A 17,235-nucleotide genomic window follows, 5' to 3' on the forward strand; every position below is an offset into this window, starting at 1 on the left:
TGCCTTGCTGGATAAAGCAACGGGAAGCTGGGTCTTGTATCAATTTACCTGAGTAGAACTGTATCAGTTTTGCTGAGCGCTATAGCTACTAAAAAAACAGCTACTGTTGGGGGTTATGTGGTATGATCAAAGTTGCGTAGAGGTGTTTTGACGTGACTTTAACAACCATAGATCAATCCAATTGGAGGTATTATGGGAGCTAAAGTCAGAGAAAAGAAAAAAGGATCTGGAGAGTGGTGGATTTTTATTAACCACAATGGGAAGAGAAAGGCGAAGAAAGTTGGGAAGGATAAACGTGTTGCACTTGAGGTGGCAAAAAAAATTGAAGCAAAGATCGCATTAGGTGATTTCAATGATGACAAAGAAGAAGAACAAAATCCTCTATTTGGAGAATATGCCACAATGTGGATCGGCGTGACTGTACCAGCTACATGCAAACCATCATCAATAGGTGATTACAATGGGATACTGAAAAATCATATGTTGCCTGAGTTTGGGAAGAAGAGTGTAACTGAAATTACGAGATTGATAGTTAAAAATTTCTTGATGAAAAAAATCAACAAGGGATTTGCGACAAGTACAGTTTCCCACATGAAAAATGCTATTTCTGGAGTTTTGAATCTGGCGCTTGATGATGAAGTTATTGCAGTGAATCCAGCTCATAATGTTGGTAAGATATTCAAAAAACAGCAGGCGAAGTTAACTATTCAACCGTATACCCAGGAAGAACTGAAAAAGCTGCTTGATTGTCTTGAGTTGAATCATCCGCTGTACTACCCAATGTTTCTTACAATGGCAAGAACTGGAATCAGGTTGGGTGAATGTTTGGGGCTTCAATGGAAGGATATCGACTTTGATGATCGATTTATCAATATTCAGAGAGGATTTTCAAAAGGTAAGATAGAGACTCCGAAAAGTGGTCAGAGTAGAAAGGTGGACATGTCACTTCAGTTGACTGCAACATTAAAGGAATTGTCTCATCAACGCAAGATAGACACGCTTAAGAATGGGTGGAAAAGTGTTCCAGAATGGGTCTTTGTAAAGAGCAATGGTAATCCATTCCATGAGAGCTATATGAGGCGAGTTTTTTACAAAGCGATTGAACAGGCTGGCTTGAGAAAGATTCGAATACATGATCTTCGACATACATATGCAACAATAAGGATCTCTAATGGAGATAATATTGCTGATGTGTCAAAGCAGCTTGGTCATCACTCTGTGAAATTTACCATGGATATTTATTATCATTGGGTTCCAGGCGGGAAGAAAAATGAAGTTGATAGGCTGGATGACTTCGATGGCGGTGCAACCAAACGCAACCTATCCGCAACCACATAAAAAAAAAGCACTTAGAATTTCTCCTAAGTGCTTGATTTTATTATGGTGACCCCACGGGGAATCGAACCCCGGCTTCCGGCGTGAGAGGCCGTAACAACAATTCGAACAAGAGCAAGAAATTATTACTATTTATTTTAATTCCAAATAGTTATACACTTTATCCTCTATACTTGATAATACTTAAAAATACCTCAAAATACCCCTTCAAAAACATCATCTACTTCCTATATACTTCTTTATCTACTTCCTTTATCCTCAAAAATATTCCCATATAATGCACCTTTTAAGGGTTATGGCAATAAAAAAATAGTGTCTATCCAATCCCGCCAATATCCTCTTTAATATGTGGAGTCTGCTGTAATTTTTTATATCAATTTCAACTTATCCATACCTATTTGAGTGTTCTTCTAATTTCTCTCATCCCCAAAAAAAATATTTTTTTTATCAACGGCACAATGTTCCGCCTTTGTGCCTTCCATATTCACACATTAGTAGTTGAAGGAGGTAATTCAGGTCTGGGCTAAGACAATGTTCAGAAATTCAACCTGAATCTCATAGACAACATCTGTTCCCTTAATCGAAATAATTTTTACCCATTAACAATGAGGAGAGTGATCTCTTCATCTATATTTAAAATGGAGAGATCCAATGATTAAAAGATGACAGAAAATAAAATAGTAAACTTAGATGTCATTTATTGCCCAAGTGGTAAGGCATTGGAGTACGCAAGCAGAGCAGTGAATGTTTACAAAGGTTGTACCCATGAATGTAATTATTGTTTTGGACCCGGGTGCACATTCAAAACAAAAGAGGGTTACTTCGCAGGTGCCAACCCCAAGAAGAACATTATCAACCGTGTAAAAAAGGATATCGAGAAATTATCACGTTTGAATGATGTTCCAGAAATACTTTTAAGTTTTATTGATGACCCATATCAGCATGAAGAAATGGAACTGGGTCTGACAAGGGAGATTATCAAAATGTTGATCGCACATAACCTACCATTCACAATTTTAACTAAAGGCGGTTCTCGTGCAGTGAGAGATTTTGATCTTATGTCAAGCTACCCTAAATCACGATTCGGAACGAGTCTGGTTTTCACAGAGCAGGCTTCGGTAGATATCTGGGAACCAAGAGCAGCATCTGTGGAAGAGAGGATAAATACCATAGCCCAGGCACATGAAATGGAAATCAAAACTTGGGTTTCCATGGAACCTGTAATTGTCCCCAAACAGGCGATTGATCTTGTTAATAGGATACACTCGATTGTTGATCATTGGAAGGTTGGAAAGATTAACCACAATAAAGCAGTAGAAAAAAGCGTTGACTGGCTCAAATTTCGCCGAGAAGTGACATCAGCCCTTACCGGTGTCAATGCCGATTTTTACCTTAAGAAGAGTTTAACAGAACTGTAATGAGTAGGATTTGGTGGGGCATCAGGCTTCTATATATGCCCCACCATGATTTCCCCTTAGATATAAACATAAAAAATAGATGAATTTAATTTTTTTTCATCAGTTTCACAATGTTCCGTCACTGTGCCCTCCATATTCACACATTAGTAGTTGAGGGAGGTCAATCTCTGGTGATTATAGCAAGCCAGAAAATACAAATTAGTCCAAAAGCTATAATAATAGAAACGCTTCAATAGTTAATAATTTTAATAGGAGATTTAATATGGAAAAAATAAAACAAATAAGAATTCCTTTGCACAAGTTCGTTGATTTTCCTAATCCCATACAAGGAGAATATGGAAGTATTGATGTATATCACCTTGAGTTAACAGATAATCTTAATAGTTACCGCATTCTTGGAAATTTGATGGCAATGAATTTAAAACATCCATCAGTAAAGACTTTCTGGGAGGATGAAGAGTACATGCCTGGACTATATATCATTCGTTATAATAGCATGATTGATATTTTCTTTATTATTATTTTTTCGCCGGAAGGAACAGTTCATGTTCTTTGCAATGATATGTTTTTCGCATATGAACTTGCGGTTTCATTGATTTGCAAAAATCGAGAATATTTTGATCAATCATTGGATTCTATTGAAATCAAAGAGGAATGGACAAGGAATACAAAATATTCTCATCTATACCACATGCTATACCTTCGTTTTGAAGATCTTGAAGGACAAAGTAGAAAGGAAATGATTAATGAATAGTCAATTATTAAATTAACGGCAACACAGGCGGTTGGGTATCCAGTATACCCTCCGCCATTATTAATCTTATGGAGGTTAATATGAGTGATACTGATATAACAGATTCCCAGAAGCAATTTATGGATTCCTTTATAAACGCCTTCAACCCTGGACAAACCTGTTATTTGAATGGCACCAATTCCAATGATGAAATTCTCTCCCATTTCAGGGGAGAACGTCGTTTATCAATCAAACCTGTAACGAACAATCATGCTTACCTTTGCTCGATAAGAATTCACGGTGATGATGCACAGCAGCAATTAAAAAACCTTTGTGCAGTGTGTGAAGTTCAAGAATTAAAATGCTACGTGATAGCCAAGGCTGAAAACGATTTTTCAGTACAGATTTTTTTCTTCGAACCAATACCAGTTCACATGGTGTTCAGACTCCAGGAAAACCTTTTAATAGAAGCCCAGATCATTGATGAAGAGGAAAGCCTGGAGGGGCATACGCAGCCTTTTTGTCTGATTGAACGACCATTTGAATTACCATTTAATGGTGCTGACTGGTCTGACAACAATGGAATTTTCCTTGACCCTGAGACCGGTTTTGAAAGCCCCTATCAAGATCAAGCTGCTGTACTTAAGAATATCGAAAAGCACTCGTTGAGTGATGTGGCACGAGTAATAAATGATTTGAATACATCCCCGACTCCACCAAAAGGTGATCAATTAAAACAGGATTTTATTGAGTATAATTTATCGAATTTTGTAAATACGATTCTGGGTAAAGATGCTCTTGTTGAGATAACACCTGATTTAGTGAATGCCGACTTTTTTCACGTTAATCCAATGCTCCCCCTATGTGATCACATCAGGAAACTCAACAAGGCTGGACAGGATTGTTTTTTCGGGGTTGCACCAAGAAATAAAAATATTGGTAAACGCTCTACACTTATGAATATATCCAATATTAAAACAGTTTTTATCGACATCGACCCACCGGATAAAACTAAATCTGCCGAGGAACAGTCAGCAGATGCAAAAGAGCTGTTAAACCAGTTTTCAGCAAAACTTCAAGAGTATGGAATAGCAATGTCGTCATTTGTTGTTGCATCGGGTCACGGATACCATATCTATTTTGTATTGCAGGAAACTATCCCTCTACCTTCACCCGAATGGCAGGTGGTACAGAATGCTTTGATTGAAGTTGCTGGTGGGGATAGTGCTGCAAAGGACATTACCCGAGTACTGAGGCTGCCGTTCAGCCAGAATAATAAAGACCCGAATAACCCTCAACCAGTAAAAATAGTAGATAACACAGGCAATCTCTTTACTCTTGATAATTTCGATTCCCTTGTCAAAGATTACTCTTCCAGACACAAGATAGCAGAAGTTCATCTGGAGGATTCCAATATCAAGGATCTTCCACCATGCCTTGATAAACTGTTTGATTCACAGACAACCGTTCCAAAAGGTTACAGGCATAAAGTCAGGTTTGTATGCAGTATATTTGCACATAAACAAGGGTGGGCAGAAGCAGATACAATTCAGAGGTTGGAGCATACAACCAGTGATAAACTAAAATGCAAGAGCGATGTTGAAGGCGTATATAAAATTCTAAATGCTGCCCCCAACAGGTATCATGTAGGCTGCGGTAACGGCTCTTTATTAAGAGAATTGGTTAATGATGGTATCACTATATGTGATCAGGCAAACTGTCCCTATTATACACAACAGAAAGGTGGTGTGTTTAAAAATCCAATCAGAATAATGAGTAACAAATACTGTAAGGAAAAGCAGGTAGATAAGAAAACAGTATATGAACCTATCAGTACTTTTAGAATAGAAGCGACTGAAAGTATTATATGCGACAATAAAGAGTACATCAATGCTAAATTGATTTCTGAATGTGGAAGAGAGGTCTCTCTTGTAATCCCCCCTGAAACATGGCTCTCCAAGCAGCGTTTTTTATCTATACTCCCAGGAAAAGAGTTTATTTTTCTGGGAACGGAAACTGATGTGCATTGCATACATCATTTAATATCCAAAGAGGAATTTCCCACCAAACAAGGTTTTAAAACCATTGGGCTGCATTTAATAAATGGCCTTTGGACTTACCTTACAAATACCGGGGCGTTGACAATGAACGGCAGAAGTTCTGATGCTGTTTATATAGGTGATGTTACAGAATACAATACTGATATCCTTGAAACCGAACCTATGGCACCCGAATCTTTAGCAGCATGTCTAAAAAGTTTTGCATATTTTAATCATCCTTATGTATCTGCACCTGTCATAGGATTTACAGTTGCCTGTTTTTTTAAACCAAGGCTCTTTATGATTAAAAACTCTTTCCCTATTCTTTTTGTATCTGGTGAAAGAGGCAGTGCCAAAACAGCTACTATAAGGGCAATAGTATTGAGTTTGCACGGGACTCAAAATGCAGAGAAGATGCTTGCCCAGATGACATCTTTCACAGTGATGAAGCTCGTTAATGCTTCCAACTGCATGCCGATATTTTTTGATGAGTACAAGCCCAGCATATTGAAGGAAGAAAAGGTCAATATGATATCTGAACTCTTTAGAACCGCATACAATGGGCTTAGTGGAGACAGGGGACAGGCAGACCAATCCAAAATAAGATATAAATATGATGCACCAGTAATAATTGCCGGGGAAGATCAATCAACAGAACCGGCAGTTATGGAAAGAATGATAGCAGTTAGCACTTCTAAAACTGAATCTGGAAAATATCAGCAATATTTTGAGTATCTTGTCAATAACTTTGATCTTAAAGCCCTTGGACGATTAATCGTTGAAAAGGCTGTAACCATGACTGATGAAGAAGTTGTTTCCATTTACCAGTTTGAGCATCAGCAAATACAACCTGTCTTTACTGGAAGGTTACGCGATAACGTTGCCATAGCCCGTTTTGGATTGCATATATTGAACAAAATATTCCTTGAGAAAATTGGTCAGCCCTTCCCCATAACTCCATTCCATGCGGAAGAAAGCCAGCGTATCAACCTCATTGAAGAACAAGAAGCCCAGAGAAGTGTAGTTGATAATATCACAGAAGTATTTGTAGCCCTTATCTACGAGTCAGAATCAAATGATAAATTAAATAATAACTATAAATTAGTATCAGAAACCCATTATTATGTAAAAGGTAATGAGCTGCGAATTAACCTCTCTTCGTTTTACCAGATACTCAAAAAGTGGTGTAAGGACTACCATTTTGACGGGGAAATACTCTCTAAACCCGCACTGTTGAAGCAGATCAGAAGCCAGCCCTACTTTATTCACTACAAGAAGGCTCAAATCATGCCTAAGAAGCCTGGAGGACCACTTTGTTTAATCCTTGGGCTTAGTGAACTACGGGCAAGTAACATCGAAATATACGATATATGTGAAGGTTCTGCAGCCAAGAAGCAGCAGCAAAATATGCAGCAGATAAACACTCCGTAAACACCCTTGAATACCCCTGGCTCTTGTTTTAAAGGGTCAGGGAACCTTGATGTATGAACAGAAGAGTTAGCGGAAGAAGTACTGTAAGAATAACGGAAGATAATTTTATTTTTACCAGATTTCATATGGATATAAAAAAGACACAGTTGAGTTCAAATTCAGCTGGTAACCATAAATTAATTCAAATCCTAAAAGGAGGATTATCATGATTTTTAAAGAAGAAGACTATCTTGAGGACAATGGCTATGATTATTATTGGGACTGCTCTGAGTACTGTATGGACGATCCAGATTATATGATAGAACATCCAGAAATAACACCGAGTTTGTTTGAGAATGATACAGAACATGAAGGCGGCATAGAGGAAATAATGAGGAGAAATTAAAGTCGGCAAGGGGAAAAGGAAGGCACAAAGACGAAAGAAGTAGGCAAGCAAACCTTTTTCATCGTCGAAGCCCCTGACAAGTAGCACCAACGGAAGAGCCTGAGTATTAATCCCAGGCTCTCCAGCACACCCTATGTATCACCAGTACCAATACAACTAACATTAAATAAACCATTAAATAAATCTTAAATGACATATATAGAACTATATAAGCTTCCTAACTATATTTGGGAAACTTTTCCAATTTTTTCCAAATATTTTCTAATTTAACTAATTTAATTTATTAGGTTTTTCCTCTTTTCCATAAATAAAAAAGGAGAATCCCAATTAATTTGTTATTTATTATTATTTTTTTAGGGGGGACAGCTTGGAGATTTCTGTCTCTGTAGCTGGTGGTGATAAAGTGGGAAAAATGGAAAAATCTAATTATTTTAATAATTTATGTTGAAAAATACTTGGGAAACTTTTCCATTTTTTCCAATTTTAGGTAAATATATCAAGGAAGTAATAATAAGTAACATTAATAAGTATTATTTAGAATAGCAAGTATTAAAAGAAAAGATAAATAGTAAAAAGTAAACATTAAGATAAGGATTAAGACTAAGAAGGACTAAGAAAGATGAATATGAATAAGGTGTCCCTGTAATTTTAGGGGAAGGGTCTTATTTACTGCTTCTTCCTGAGTCTGTTTATACTGCTTTATCTCCGTTATTATAGTTCTTCGGCGTCCCGGATAAGAGTTTATCGGAGTTTTTATCTGATTCATATACCCATGTTTTTCTATTTTTGGAGAAAACTTTTCTTTATTTTTCCAAATATTTTTCTACTCTAAATATCTAAAATAATTGAATTTTTCTATTTTTCCAGAAATATAAAAGTAGAATAAGATATATTGTATTTTATAAAATATAATCTAATAAGTAGATTTATTATATATTCAGTCGTCCTTAATAAAAATAAATCACAATACAATGTCACTTTAACTGCAATACCTACCCATTAATGCAAGTATCCTACCGTACTTTTACCCGCCTTATTCTTTCTTGATGCTGCATGGCGGCACTTTAGTGTCTTCCCCTGAATCATCTTTAAGAATCTATTTATCTAAATAATAAAAAAATTACAGATATAAAGAAAATATTATTAATCTATTTGAATCATTTTTGATTCAAAAAAAGGAGGTGTGTATCATGACCTGATAATATTGATGTTTAATAAAAATAATATTTGTATTGTTTGAACTTAATCATTTAATATGGAGAAAAAATCATGAACATTCTTAATTTTAAGAAAAAAGTTAGTTATTACGAAGATCAACTGAATATTAATGCTAAATCAATAGAATTATTGAAGATAAAGTTTTCTGTTAGTAGCGACCCTTTAAGTGTATTACATGTACTTATTAATAATGTATGCAAACATAAACTTGAATTGGATTATTTTCTTGCATGGGGAGAAACTTATTATGAATCAAGTGATTATGCAAAACCCGGTATAGTTATTCATAATATGGAGAAGGCTGAAAATACAGACATTGAGTTTGTATGGACAGCATTTTTCTCACTGGACGGAGATTTATATCTTTTTATAACAGACTCCGATGCTGTTTCAACTGTAATTAATAAACTTTTCGGCGAAGAAGAATGTTTTAACAAGCATTTTCAAATGGATAGTTATTCAATTGAAAAAGATGCAAAATTTATAGAACCATTTACCATTATTTTTGAAAATGAGTTCTTTTAATCAACTTGACCATTAACAGATATCACATGAAGACCACAGAGGTTTAACGCCGATGTGGTCTATATTGAAAATAACAATCCCCTTGTAATTTTAGGGGGAGACTGTTCACATTGAGACAGTTCCTCATTCTTTATTTGCATCTTTATAGTTCTTGGGTGTCCCTGATAAGAGTGTATTTTTAAAATAAATTATTGGGGTTATCCCTGTTTCTGCTGTGCTTTATGATGATCTCATTTCTTTTGTGTTTCAAGGAAAAAGAGATCAAATATAAAAAGATTTATGGAGGGCTGCCCTAAAAACAGCAACAGACAAATGGTAAAATTAGACCACATTGACTCATAAAGGGTTGATGTGGTTTTTTTTTGAAGCAGACAACAAATCAATCAATGGAGATCCAAAATGAATGAAAGACTTGAGCAATACCGCGAGTTATCAAAGAACTGTTCACTGCTGCCGTTAGGGTATAACAACCTGAAACCTGCAATAGAAAACTGGAACGAGAGATGCTATAAAAAAGCAGATTTTTGTGACAGGGATTACTTTGATAAGGAACTCGGAGTACGCAATGCAGGAATAGCATGCGGTTGTACAAGCAAAATCATTGCCGTTAAAATAATAAAATTAGAAATGTTTAAAAAATGGTGTGAATTTAACAACATCAAGGAACCATTCCCTAAAACCATTACACTTGAATGCGAAGAGGATATTAAATATATTATTTACAGTTATCCTGAAGTAAAAGCATCATATAAAACAAGGATGAATGTTCCTGGAATTATCATTTGTGCAGCTGGGTCATTCATTCCTGCTCCGGGCTCCATTACAAAGAGTGGTCAACCATATATCATAAATGATTCTCACCCCATATCACCATTACCAGAGTGGATGTTTGATGTGCTGCACAATACTCCACCCTATATAACCGCTACATGTATATTGCCTGAAGTAATTGAAAAGCAGAGAGATAAACCCTTTTTTGATTTATCCCTATTACGTCAAGAGCTTGATGATCTATTAGAAGATACAAATAATAAATTTGTACAATCCTCTCCAGTATTGAGTTTTGATTTATCCGATACGATTGGAAGGTTTATCAGTGATAGATTTGCAGTTGGAAAGGATCTGCTTATCAAAACTTCACTTTTTAACATTTTGTATAAAGATTGGTGCTATATGAATGAAGAGATACCATTGGGCAAATGGAATATAACAAAAGATATGGAAAGTAGGGGATTTGAAAAAAAGAAAACTAAAGGTACCCGGTACTGGGTTGGTCTGAAACCCAAGTGAGATATTGTATCCATGCAATCCATATTAACGGAAAAAAATACCTGACAGCATGGTAAATATTTCCCTTTATACCAATAGAAACTATAAATACTTTTATAAAGATATTTAAAGATAAATACTTAACCAATTAAATTATGGAGTGTTATCTATGGATATCTATGTATTAGTAACTATTTCTAATGGTACTGTAGCTGATGTCAAGTTTTATAAGCACCTGTCAGAGGCAATATATGATCTCAATGATTTACTGGAGTTTCTGGACTTGGATAATGATTCAGCATCAATATTTTCACCAAGGGGAATGGTATTTCAGATTGGAAACAAGGCAATCAAGAATGGCTACAGTTGCCGTTCAAACGAGACCTTTATCATTGCAAATCCGTTACACAGTCTTGGATTTCTGGTGGTGGGACATCATGAACCAGTGGGATACCATAACCTTGTAAAAGCCCTGTATCACCTTGAAAAGAACCGAAAAGAAATGGGTTGTCACATTGAACTTTATCAGGCAATGCCAGTTAAAAATCTGAAGGTAAAAAAAGAGAGCATAGAGGAATATGCTGCACAGGAAGGAAATCTTGATTTTGAATATTCGCTGATTTCTGAGTATCTTGAAACAGAATAGTTAATCATCCAGGGAATCCACTATTGATATTTGGTGGATTTCCGGTGGTTGTTTTATTTTGATTCAACTATAACGGCAAGAATCTTATAGATTGTTTTTAACTGCTCCGGCTCAGCTTTATCCAAAAGATCAATTATCATCTTCCTGCTTGTTTCCGGGTCTTCAAGCTGCACCAAATTAAAAAACTCATCTAAATCTGAATCCAGTGACTCTGACAGGCTTATCAAGGTATTCAGAGTTGGGTTCTCTTTTCCCCTCTCCACGCTGCTAAGGTACTTGGGACTGATGTTGACATACTCGGCAAGTTTGTCCTGGGTAAAGCCTTTCATTTTCCTTATCCTTTGAATACGTGCCCCTATCATCTGTTTTGTGTCCATGTCTATCATCTCCCGAAATAATTAAAATTATAATTATTCCAGAAAAAACAGACAGATAAAACATTCTGACACACGTACAATTCATATTTATTAATGTTAATAGATAGATTTAGTACTGTGTAGGAATGAATATTGAATATAAATCATTCCTGTAGATAGAATAGGAAAAAGATACCATGTTTATCAGTCTATTGGAATTATATTTAATAAAAATTAAAGATGTCAGATAGAATAGACGATACTTTTTTCATAGAAATAATGGGAACAAACTTTTTGTTGGAGATTGATACTGGCAGGTTAATTTAAAGGGAAAAGATTCTTATTATACAATGTCTTTATCTGTAAAAACAAATACAGCTTCTCTTTTTACCCGTCAAAAACTGTCAAAGACCAATAACCGTGTCACTGACAGTCTGGGCAAGCTGTCATCGGGTTTAAGGATAAACAAGGCTGCTGATGATGCTTCCGGTATGTCCATTGCCGATTCCCTTCGATCACAAAAAATGGGGCTTGGACAGGCTGCTCGTAATGCTTCTGACGGAATATCCATAATACAGACTGCTGACGGTGCCCTTAAAGAGTCTGTGGATATCCTGAACACCATAAAGGTAAAAACGATTCAGGCATCTTCAGACGGACAGACAGCAGAGACAAGGAAGATGATTCAACGAGATATTGACAGACTTCTTGAAGAATTTGACGCAATAGCAAAAAATACCTCTTTTAATGGGCAGAAGCTGCTTTCCGGGATGTTTACCAATAAACAATTTCAGGTGGGTGCCGGAACAGGTGAGACTGTGAATATCTCCATTAACTCCACAGAATCAAGCAAAACAGGTCATACCCAGGTCTATTCCTTTACACCCCAGGAAACAGGTGTCATTAACATGACTGCAACCAATAAGCAGAATGGGGAAGAATTAACCACCAAGGATATTGATCTTCAATACAATAATAAACCTGAAAATGGTATTGGAGCATTTGCTGACGAGATTAACCTTTTAACTGAACTGACAGATATCAAGGCTTTTGCCGTTGTAGAATCCCAATCACATATACTTGCAGGACAAACCGGAGAAAACTTTACAATAAACGGCATCAAGATAGGTGATCTTCCTGTATCAGAAAATGATGCTGACGGAGCATTGGTCAAGGCCATTAACAACAGAACACTGGATACCGGAGTAATTGCAAGCAGCAACTCTGAGGGAAAACTGGAGTTAGTATCCACCGATGGAAGAGCAATTAAAGTTGAAGGATTGACACCACCTGAAATACTGGAACAGAAAAACCTGACCACATTTGGAGAGCTAAAAGTAATTTCAAAGGGTTTCAATGCTTTCGATATAGTGCAGGCACAAAAGAATAAAGAAGCTCCACCAGTGGATACCAAAGGAAACTTTACATTGATAAGTAAAGGTTTGAATGGAATCGCAGGCAAAGGTGACAGTACAGTCTCCCAAATATCAGCCAATGGAGAGTATATCATATTTGAATCCAGTGCTGACAATATAGTTGAAGGGGACATAAATAATTCTACAGATCAATTTTTGTATCATATTCCAACTGGAGAAATATCGTTAGTTTCTTACAGTTCTGATGGATTTTCAATCAACACAGGGGATAGTGGGCAAGGTGCCATTGATGATTCTGGAAGATATGTAGCTTTTTGGTCAAAACCTAATAACGGAACAACTACATATGGGCACGTATATTTGCGTGATATGGAAACAGGTACTTTATCTTTGATCAGTAAAAAAAAGGGTGGTGGTAGCACTCCGGCGACACATGGTGCTGCAGACCTTGATATCAGTGGAGATGGTAGATATGTTGTATTTGCTTCTCTATCCGATGATATTATTGATGGAGATGATAATACCTTGCCCGGTCAAACTGATGTAATTATGTATGATACTCTTTTAAATAAAATGACTCTAATCTCCGCTAATAATGGTGATTCTAATCCTGTGGACGGTGGCTGGATACAAGGACCAAATAAAAACCCTTCAGTAAATTCAGATGGAAAATATGTTGTGTTTCAAGCCAATAATCCAGGGGCAGTTACAGACCCTGATACTAACGGTGCTTATGATATTGTACTGAGAAACACCCAGACAAATACCAATACTCTTATTTCAAAAGCAATAACAGGAAACGCAGGTAATTTTGAAAGCATCAACCCTTCCATTAGCGGAGATGGTAAGTATGTTGTGTTTGAATCTGATGCGTCTGATTTAGTAGCTGATGATACAAATGGAAAAAGCGATATTTTTCTTCATAATACTCAAACAGGTGAAACCAAGCTCATTTCCAGAGCTTTAGATGGTACTGTTGGAAATGCTGAAAGCTTTAATAGTTCAATAAGCAGCAATGGAAGATATGTGGCTTTTGGGTCTTTTGCAAATGATTTAACTCTTAATGATAATAATGGTGTTGCAGATGCTTTCCTGTATGACACAGTGACAGAGGAAATTAAAAGGATATCAGAGCTTCCAGACGGAACAGGTGGAGACGGATATTCTGCAATTTCATATAGTGATACCCCCTCAGTTTCCATAAGCGATGACGGACGATATGCTGTGTTTGACTCTCATTCTACTAATTTTATAAGTAATCCTAAAGTCGGAGGTTTCAGACAAATCTATATGCTTGATTTGACCGGGCCGGAAGACAACTATAAAAATACCATTGATGTTTCTCTTGAACCTGATGAGCATAAACAGTACCGCCTTTGTGATATTGATGTAACAAGTTTTGAGGAATCCCAGATATCCATTGAGGTTACAGACACCTCTTTACAGGATATTGATAAAATCAGAAGCAACCTTGGGTCAGCACAAAACCAGCTTCAATCAACTATTGCAAACATATCAAAAACAGTAGTGCAGGTGTCATCTTCTGAATCTGCAATAAGAGACCTTGATTTTGCCGATGAATCAAAAAACTATACTAAACTCAATATTTTACAGCAATCAGGAACCTATGCAATGTCACAGGCAAACGCATCTAAAGAGAACTTGTTAAGCCTTCTTCAATAATAAATGTTGAATTTTATACTTTTAATATATAAACGAGTTGTTGCTTATTAAATGTTCTATAGATGATTCTTGCGTTAATAATTAACGGCAGATGTTTTGAATGCTTCTCCACCGTTACCGGAAAGACCCTTTCCTGTTTCGTCACCCATGACTATAAAATCAGGTGAAGCTGGCATTCAATCGACTCATCTATAATAACACCAAAATTGTTATATCTGTAAAAGAATTACTCTACTTTAAAGTTGCCGTTCAAAACAATAGAGTAAAAAAACTGCATAGTCACCAGCACGATTGCAGCACTGGTGACACAAGGGTTAATAATCAACATTGACCATAGGATTCCAGAAACAATGCTCGTTCCTCTTCATCGGGAATCAGCTTGCATACTGTCTGGAATGCGTTATCCAGAACCTGTTGAGCTTTATTTTTTAATCTTGTTTTCTTTTTGTTTTCAGCTTCAACGGCTCTTTCCAAAGCCCTTTTCTTGAAATCCTCAAACAATTCCTGTTTCCACTGGATTCTTTCAGCTTTTTTAGCTTCCTTCAATGCTGCCTTTGCTTCTTTCACCCTCTCTGTTGCTTTTACAATTTCATTTTTTATTTCTTGCATGGTAATATCCTTTCGTATATATAGTTTGTGTTACAATATAATATCTATATCAAGCATATGAATATTACCGTATGTTTAAAGGGCTTTATCATGAGCAGAGCAGTCTCCAGAAAGGATTTTATCATTAGGGTTGCAGACAAAATGGGCTGTGATGAAGAGACAGCCACCTTATGGTTAGACGGAATAACAGGCACTCTTTATGAGACCTTTAAAGAAAGGCGTGGTGTATCTTTAACAGGATTTGGAAGTTTTTATTGTGATCAAAGAAGAGAATCAACAGCCTTTAAATTCAATCCGAGCCAGAAGCTTAGAAAACTGCTTGGCTGGAGTTCCACATATAAGGGAGAGATTTGATTTTAAATTAAATGTTTTACCTCTGCATCAAGTTTAAAGTATTCAACCAGATATTCAACAGCTAATCTTCTGTGACAATTGTCAGGTTTATATTCACTGCAAAGGAAACAGGATTTATTCAGAATATCTGGCTGTATGATGTTGTCTATATCCCTTGTGGATAACAGTTTCAGGTATTCTTTTTCATAGTCTTCCCATGTGATACTCTTGCTTTTATAGGCCTTAAGAATATTTTGCGTGGGTGCCAGTTGTGGTATATGTAAATATTGAACGGCACATAGTTCATGCAGGAAAAATTCAAGATCATCTTTCTTTGCAAATGCCGATAGTTGAGAGGTGTTGTTCAGTCTGACATCAATCAGGGTCGATATATCTTCATTCCTGATGAGGTCAAAGAACTTCTCTGCTGATTTTTTGGTGTATCCTATTGTGTATATTTTGATTGAGCTTTTTTGATTCATTGTAATCATTATTTTTACTGTGTTGCAGTTATTATTATAGATTAAGACTACACATTATACTAATTTAAGGTGCTAACTATTGAATAAACTGGAACTTATAAAAGAACTTAAAGATAAAACAAAACTTACCAAATGTGAAGCTGCTTTGGTTGTTGATATTTTTTTCTCTGAACTGACCAGGGAGTTATCAGAGGGTGGCCGTGTGGAGATTCGGGGACTTTGTTCTTTTTATGTAAAGCACTATGATTCCTACACCGGACGCAACCCAAAGAGTGGTAAGAGGGTGAAGATAGCTCCGAAGAAGTTGCCGTTCTTTAAGCCAGGAAAAGAGTTGAAGGAAAGAGTTGATTACAAAAAAGTATAAAGAGTTTATAAATCCAGGGTTTTCATTAATGCAAAACAGAAAATGCTATTGCAACAGCCAAAAGAACTATGATGAGTGTTGTCTTCCATATCTTTCAAACACAACAAATCCCCAAACTCCAGAACAGTTGATGAGGTCAAGGTATTCAGCTTTTTGTACTGAAAACATCAAGTATCTTGTTGACACCCATTATCCCTTAAAAAGAGAGGAAAAAGAAGAAGAAATTCTTGAAGAAACAATTAAGAATACTCAATGGCTTGGTCTTAAAGTATTAAAAAAAGAAAAAGACAAAAAAGAATCTAATATTGAATATGTAGAATTTGCAGCGTTTTACCAAGCAAACAATAAATATGGACAACTGCATGAAAAATCAAAGTTTATATATGAAAATGATAAGTGGTATTACGTTGATGGAGTTTTACTTGAGCCAATTAAGATAGGTCGTAACGAGCCTTGCTGGTGTCAGAGTAATAAAAAGTTCAAAAAATGTCATGGTAAATTTTGAAAAGGTTTTATTATATAATTCTTTTCCGCTACAATTTCTTTGAAATCCTTCATGAATCCCATTGTCTTGAAATGGAAAAGATGAGATTCACATTTGCAGTCTGAACAGCCGAATTTGGATATGGGTTTGATTGCAATATGACTCAATATTGATGCCCATTCATGCTCCAGATTCTCTTCATGATCAGATACCCACACCTGCTTTAATTCAGCTTCTTCTCTCAGATAGTCAATATGCCAGTGGAGTCTCTTTTTGGGAGTCTTTCTGTGGTGGTTGATTCTACTGTTCAAACCACCAGTTCCAAATGCACTTCCCACATAAGCATAGTACCCCTTGCTGAATTTGATTTCTCCCAGTTTTCCAACGGTGATATGCTGCTTTTTCTTCAACTGGAGAATGAGTATGTAGGTGCCTTTTGATTTTGGATCTATTTGAGTCATGATCAGTTTATAACGGCAGACTACGTGATTTCTTTTCTGTACTAATGAACTCCAATACAGTTGGCCATATCTCGTTTTTCGAATTATT

Annotated in this window: 16 protein-coding genes; 12 read left to right on the forward strand and 4 right to left on the reverse strand. The window is 36.2% G+C overall.

Going from position 1 to position 17,235, the window contains the following annotated elements; translation table 11 throughout:
- Positions 1-192: 192 nt before the first annotated feature.
- The 8 genes from MTBBW1_RS21355 to MTBBW1_RS21390 all read left to right on the forward strand — a co-directional run bounded on the left by MTBBW1_RS21355 (position 193) and on the right by MTBBW1_RS21390 (position 10,999).
- Positions 193-1,338: a tyrosine-type recombinase/integrase gene (locus tag MTBBW1_RS21355; protein WP_080806946.1), complete on the forward strand. Its 1,146-nt coding sequence runs from the start codon at positions 193-195 to the stop codon at positions 1,336-1,338.
- Positions 1,339-1,997: 659 nt separating this feature from the next.
- Positions 1,998-2,753, forward strand: coding sequence for a radical SAM protein (locus MTBBW1_RS21360; RefSeq protein ID WP_080806948.1), 756 nt, complete (start codon positions 1,998-2,000; stop codon positions 2,751-2,753).
- 262 nt (positions 2,754-3,015) lie between these two features.
- Positions 3,016-3,507 carry a hypothetical protein gene (locus tag MTBBW1_RS21365; RefSeq protein WP_080806950.1) on the forward strand — a complete coding sequence of 164 codons (492 nt, stop codon included), beginning with the start codon at positions 3,016-3,018 and terminating at the stop codon, positions 3,505-3,507.
- An 80-nt stretch (positions 3,508-3,587) separates the two neighbouring features.
- Entirely contained in the window at positions 3,588-6,956 is a 3,369-nt protein-coding gene (locus tag MTBBW1_RS21370; RefSeq protein WP_080806952.1) for a TOTE conflict system archaeo-eukaryotic primase domain-containing protein, read from the forward strand.
- A 205-nt stretch (positions 6,957-7,161) separates the two neighbouring features.
- Complete coding sequence (locus MTBBW1_RS21375; RefSeq protein WP_080806954.1) at positions 7,162-7,341, forward strand: hypothetical protein; 180 nt, start codon at positions 7,162-7,164, stop codon at positions 7,339-7,341.
- A 1,269-nt stretch (positions 7,342-8,610) separates the two neighbouring features.
- On the forward strand, positions 8,611-9,084 hold the full coding sequence (locus MTBBW1_RS21380; protein WP_080806957.1) for a hypothetical protein: 474 nt from the start codon (positions 8,611-8,613) through the stop codon (positions 9,082-9,084).
- 399 nt (positions 9,085-9,483) lie between these two features.
- On the forward strand, positions 9,484-10,374 hold the full coding sequence (locus tag MTBBW1_RS21385) for a bifunctional DNA primase/polymerase (protein ID WP_080806959.1): 891 nt from the start codon (positions 9,484-9,486) through the stop codon (positions 10,372-10,374).
- A gap of 148 nt (positions 10,375-10,522) precedes the next feature.
- Entirely contained in the window at positions 10,523-10,999 is a 477-nt protein-coding gene (locus MTBBW1_RS21390; RefSeq protein WP_080806961.1) for a hypothetical protein, read from the forward strand.
- A 53-nt stretch (positions 11,000-11,052) separates the two neighbouring features.
- On the opposite strand, the gene MTBBW1_RS21395 is transcribed toward MTBBW1_RS21390, so the two are convergent.
- Positions 11,053-11,376, reverse strand: coding sequence for a helix-turn-helix domain-containing protein (locus MTBBW1_RS21395; protein WP_186441611.1), 324 nt, complete (start codon positions 11,374-11,376; stop codon positions 11,053-11,055).
- Between the two features lie 329 nt (positions 11,377-11,705).
- Between MTBBW1_RS21395 and MTBBW1_RS21400 the strand changes: the two genes are divergently transcribed.
- The gene (locus MTBBW1_RS21400) at positions 11,706-14,414 is read left to right on the forward strand and encodes a flagellin N-terminal helical domain-containing protein (protein ID WP_080806965.1); all 2,709 of its coding nucleotides are present in this window, start codon (positions 11,706-11,708) and stop codon (positions 14,412-14,414) included.
- Between the two features lie 321 nt (positions 14,415-14,735).
- On the opposite strand, the gene MTBBW1_RS21405 is transcribed toward MTBBW1_RS21400, so the two are convergent.
- The gene (locus tag MTBBW1_RS21405; RefSeq protein ID WP_080806967.1) at positions 14,736-15,023 is read right to left on the reverse strand and encodes a hypothetical protein; all 288 of its coding nucleotides are present in this window, start codon (positions 15,021-15,023) and stop codon (positions 14,736-14,738) included.
- 90 nt (positions 15,024-15,113) lie between these two features.
- On the opposite strand from MTBBW1_RS21405, the gene MTBBW1_RS21410 reads away from it, so the two are divergent.
- Entirely contained in the window at positions 15,114-15,377 is a 264-nt protein-coding gene (locus MTBBW1_RS21410) for an HU family DNA-binding protein (RefSeq protein WP_087881816.1), read from the forward strand.
- Positions 15,378-15,379: 2 nt separating this feature from the next.
- On the opposite strand, the gene MTBBW1_RS21415 is transcribed toward MTBBW1_RS21410, so the two are convergent.
- On the reverse strand, positions 15,380-15,838 hold the full coding sequence (locus MTBBW1_RS21415; protein ID WP_245809508.1) for a DUF488 domain-containing protein: 459 nt from the start codon (positions 15,836-15,838) through the stop codon (positions 15,380-15,382).
- Between the two features lie 79 nt (positions 15,839-15,917).
- Here MTBBW1_RS21415 and MTBBW1_RS21420 point away from each other — a divergent pair, with 79 nt between their 5' ends.
- Together MTBBW1_RS21420 and MTBBW1_RS21425 are read left to right on the forward strand one after the other, a co-directional pair.
- Entirely contained in the window at positions 15,918-16,202 is a 285-nt protein-coding gene (locus MTBBW1_RS21420) for an HU family DNA-binding protein (protein ID WP_080806971.1), read from the forward strand.
- The gene (locus MTBBW1_RS21425; RefSeq protein WP_222424135.1) at positions 16,183-16,707 is read left to right on the forward strand and encodes a YchJ family protein; all 525 of its coding nucleotides are present in this window, start codon (positions 16,183-16,185) and stop codon (positions 16,705-16,707) included. Before MTBBW1_RS21420 ends, MTBBW1_RS21425 begins: the two co-directional genes overlap by 20 nt.
- On the opposite strand, the gene MTBBW1_RS21430 is transcribed toward MTBBW1_RS21425, so the two are convergent.
- The coding region (locus MTBBW1_RS21430; protein WP_222424136.1) for a GIY-YIG nuclease family protein at positions 16,692-17,235 on the reverse strand (544 nt) is incomplete at its 5' end. The genes MTBBW1_RS21425 and MTBBW1_RS21430 overlap by 16 nt on opposite strands.

The sequence above is a fragment of the Desulfamplus magnetovallimortis genome, from assembly GCF_900170035.1.
GTDB classification, from domain to species: Bacteria; Desulfobacterota; Desulfobacteria; order Desulfobacterales; family Desulfobacteraceae; genus Desulfamplus; species Desulfamplus magnetovallimortis.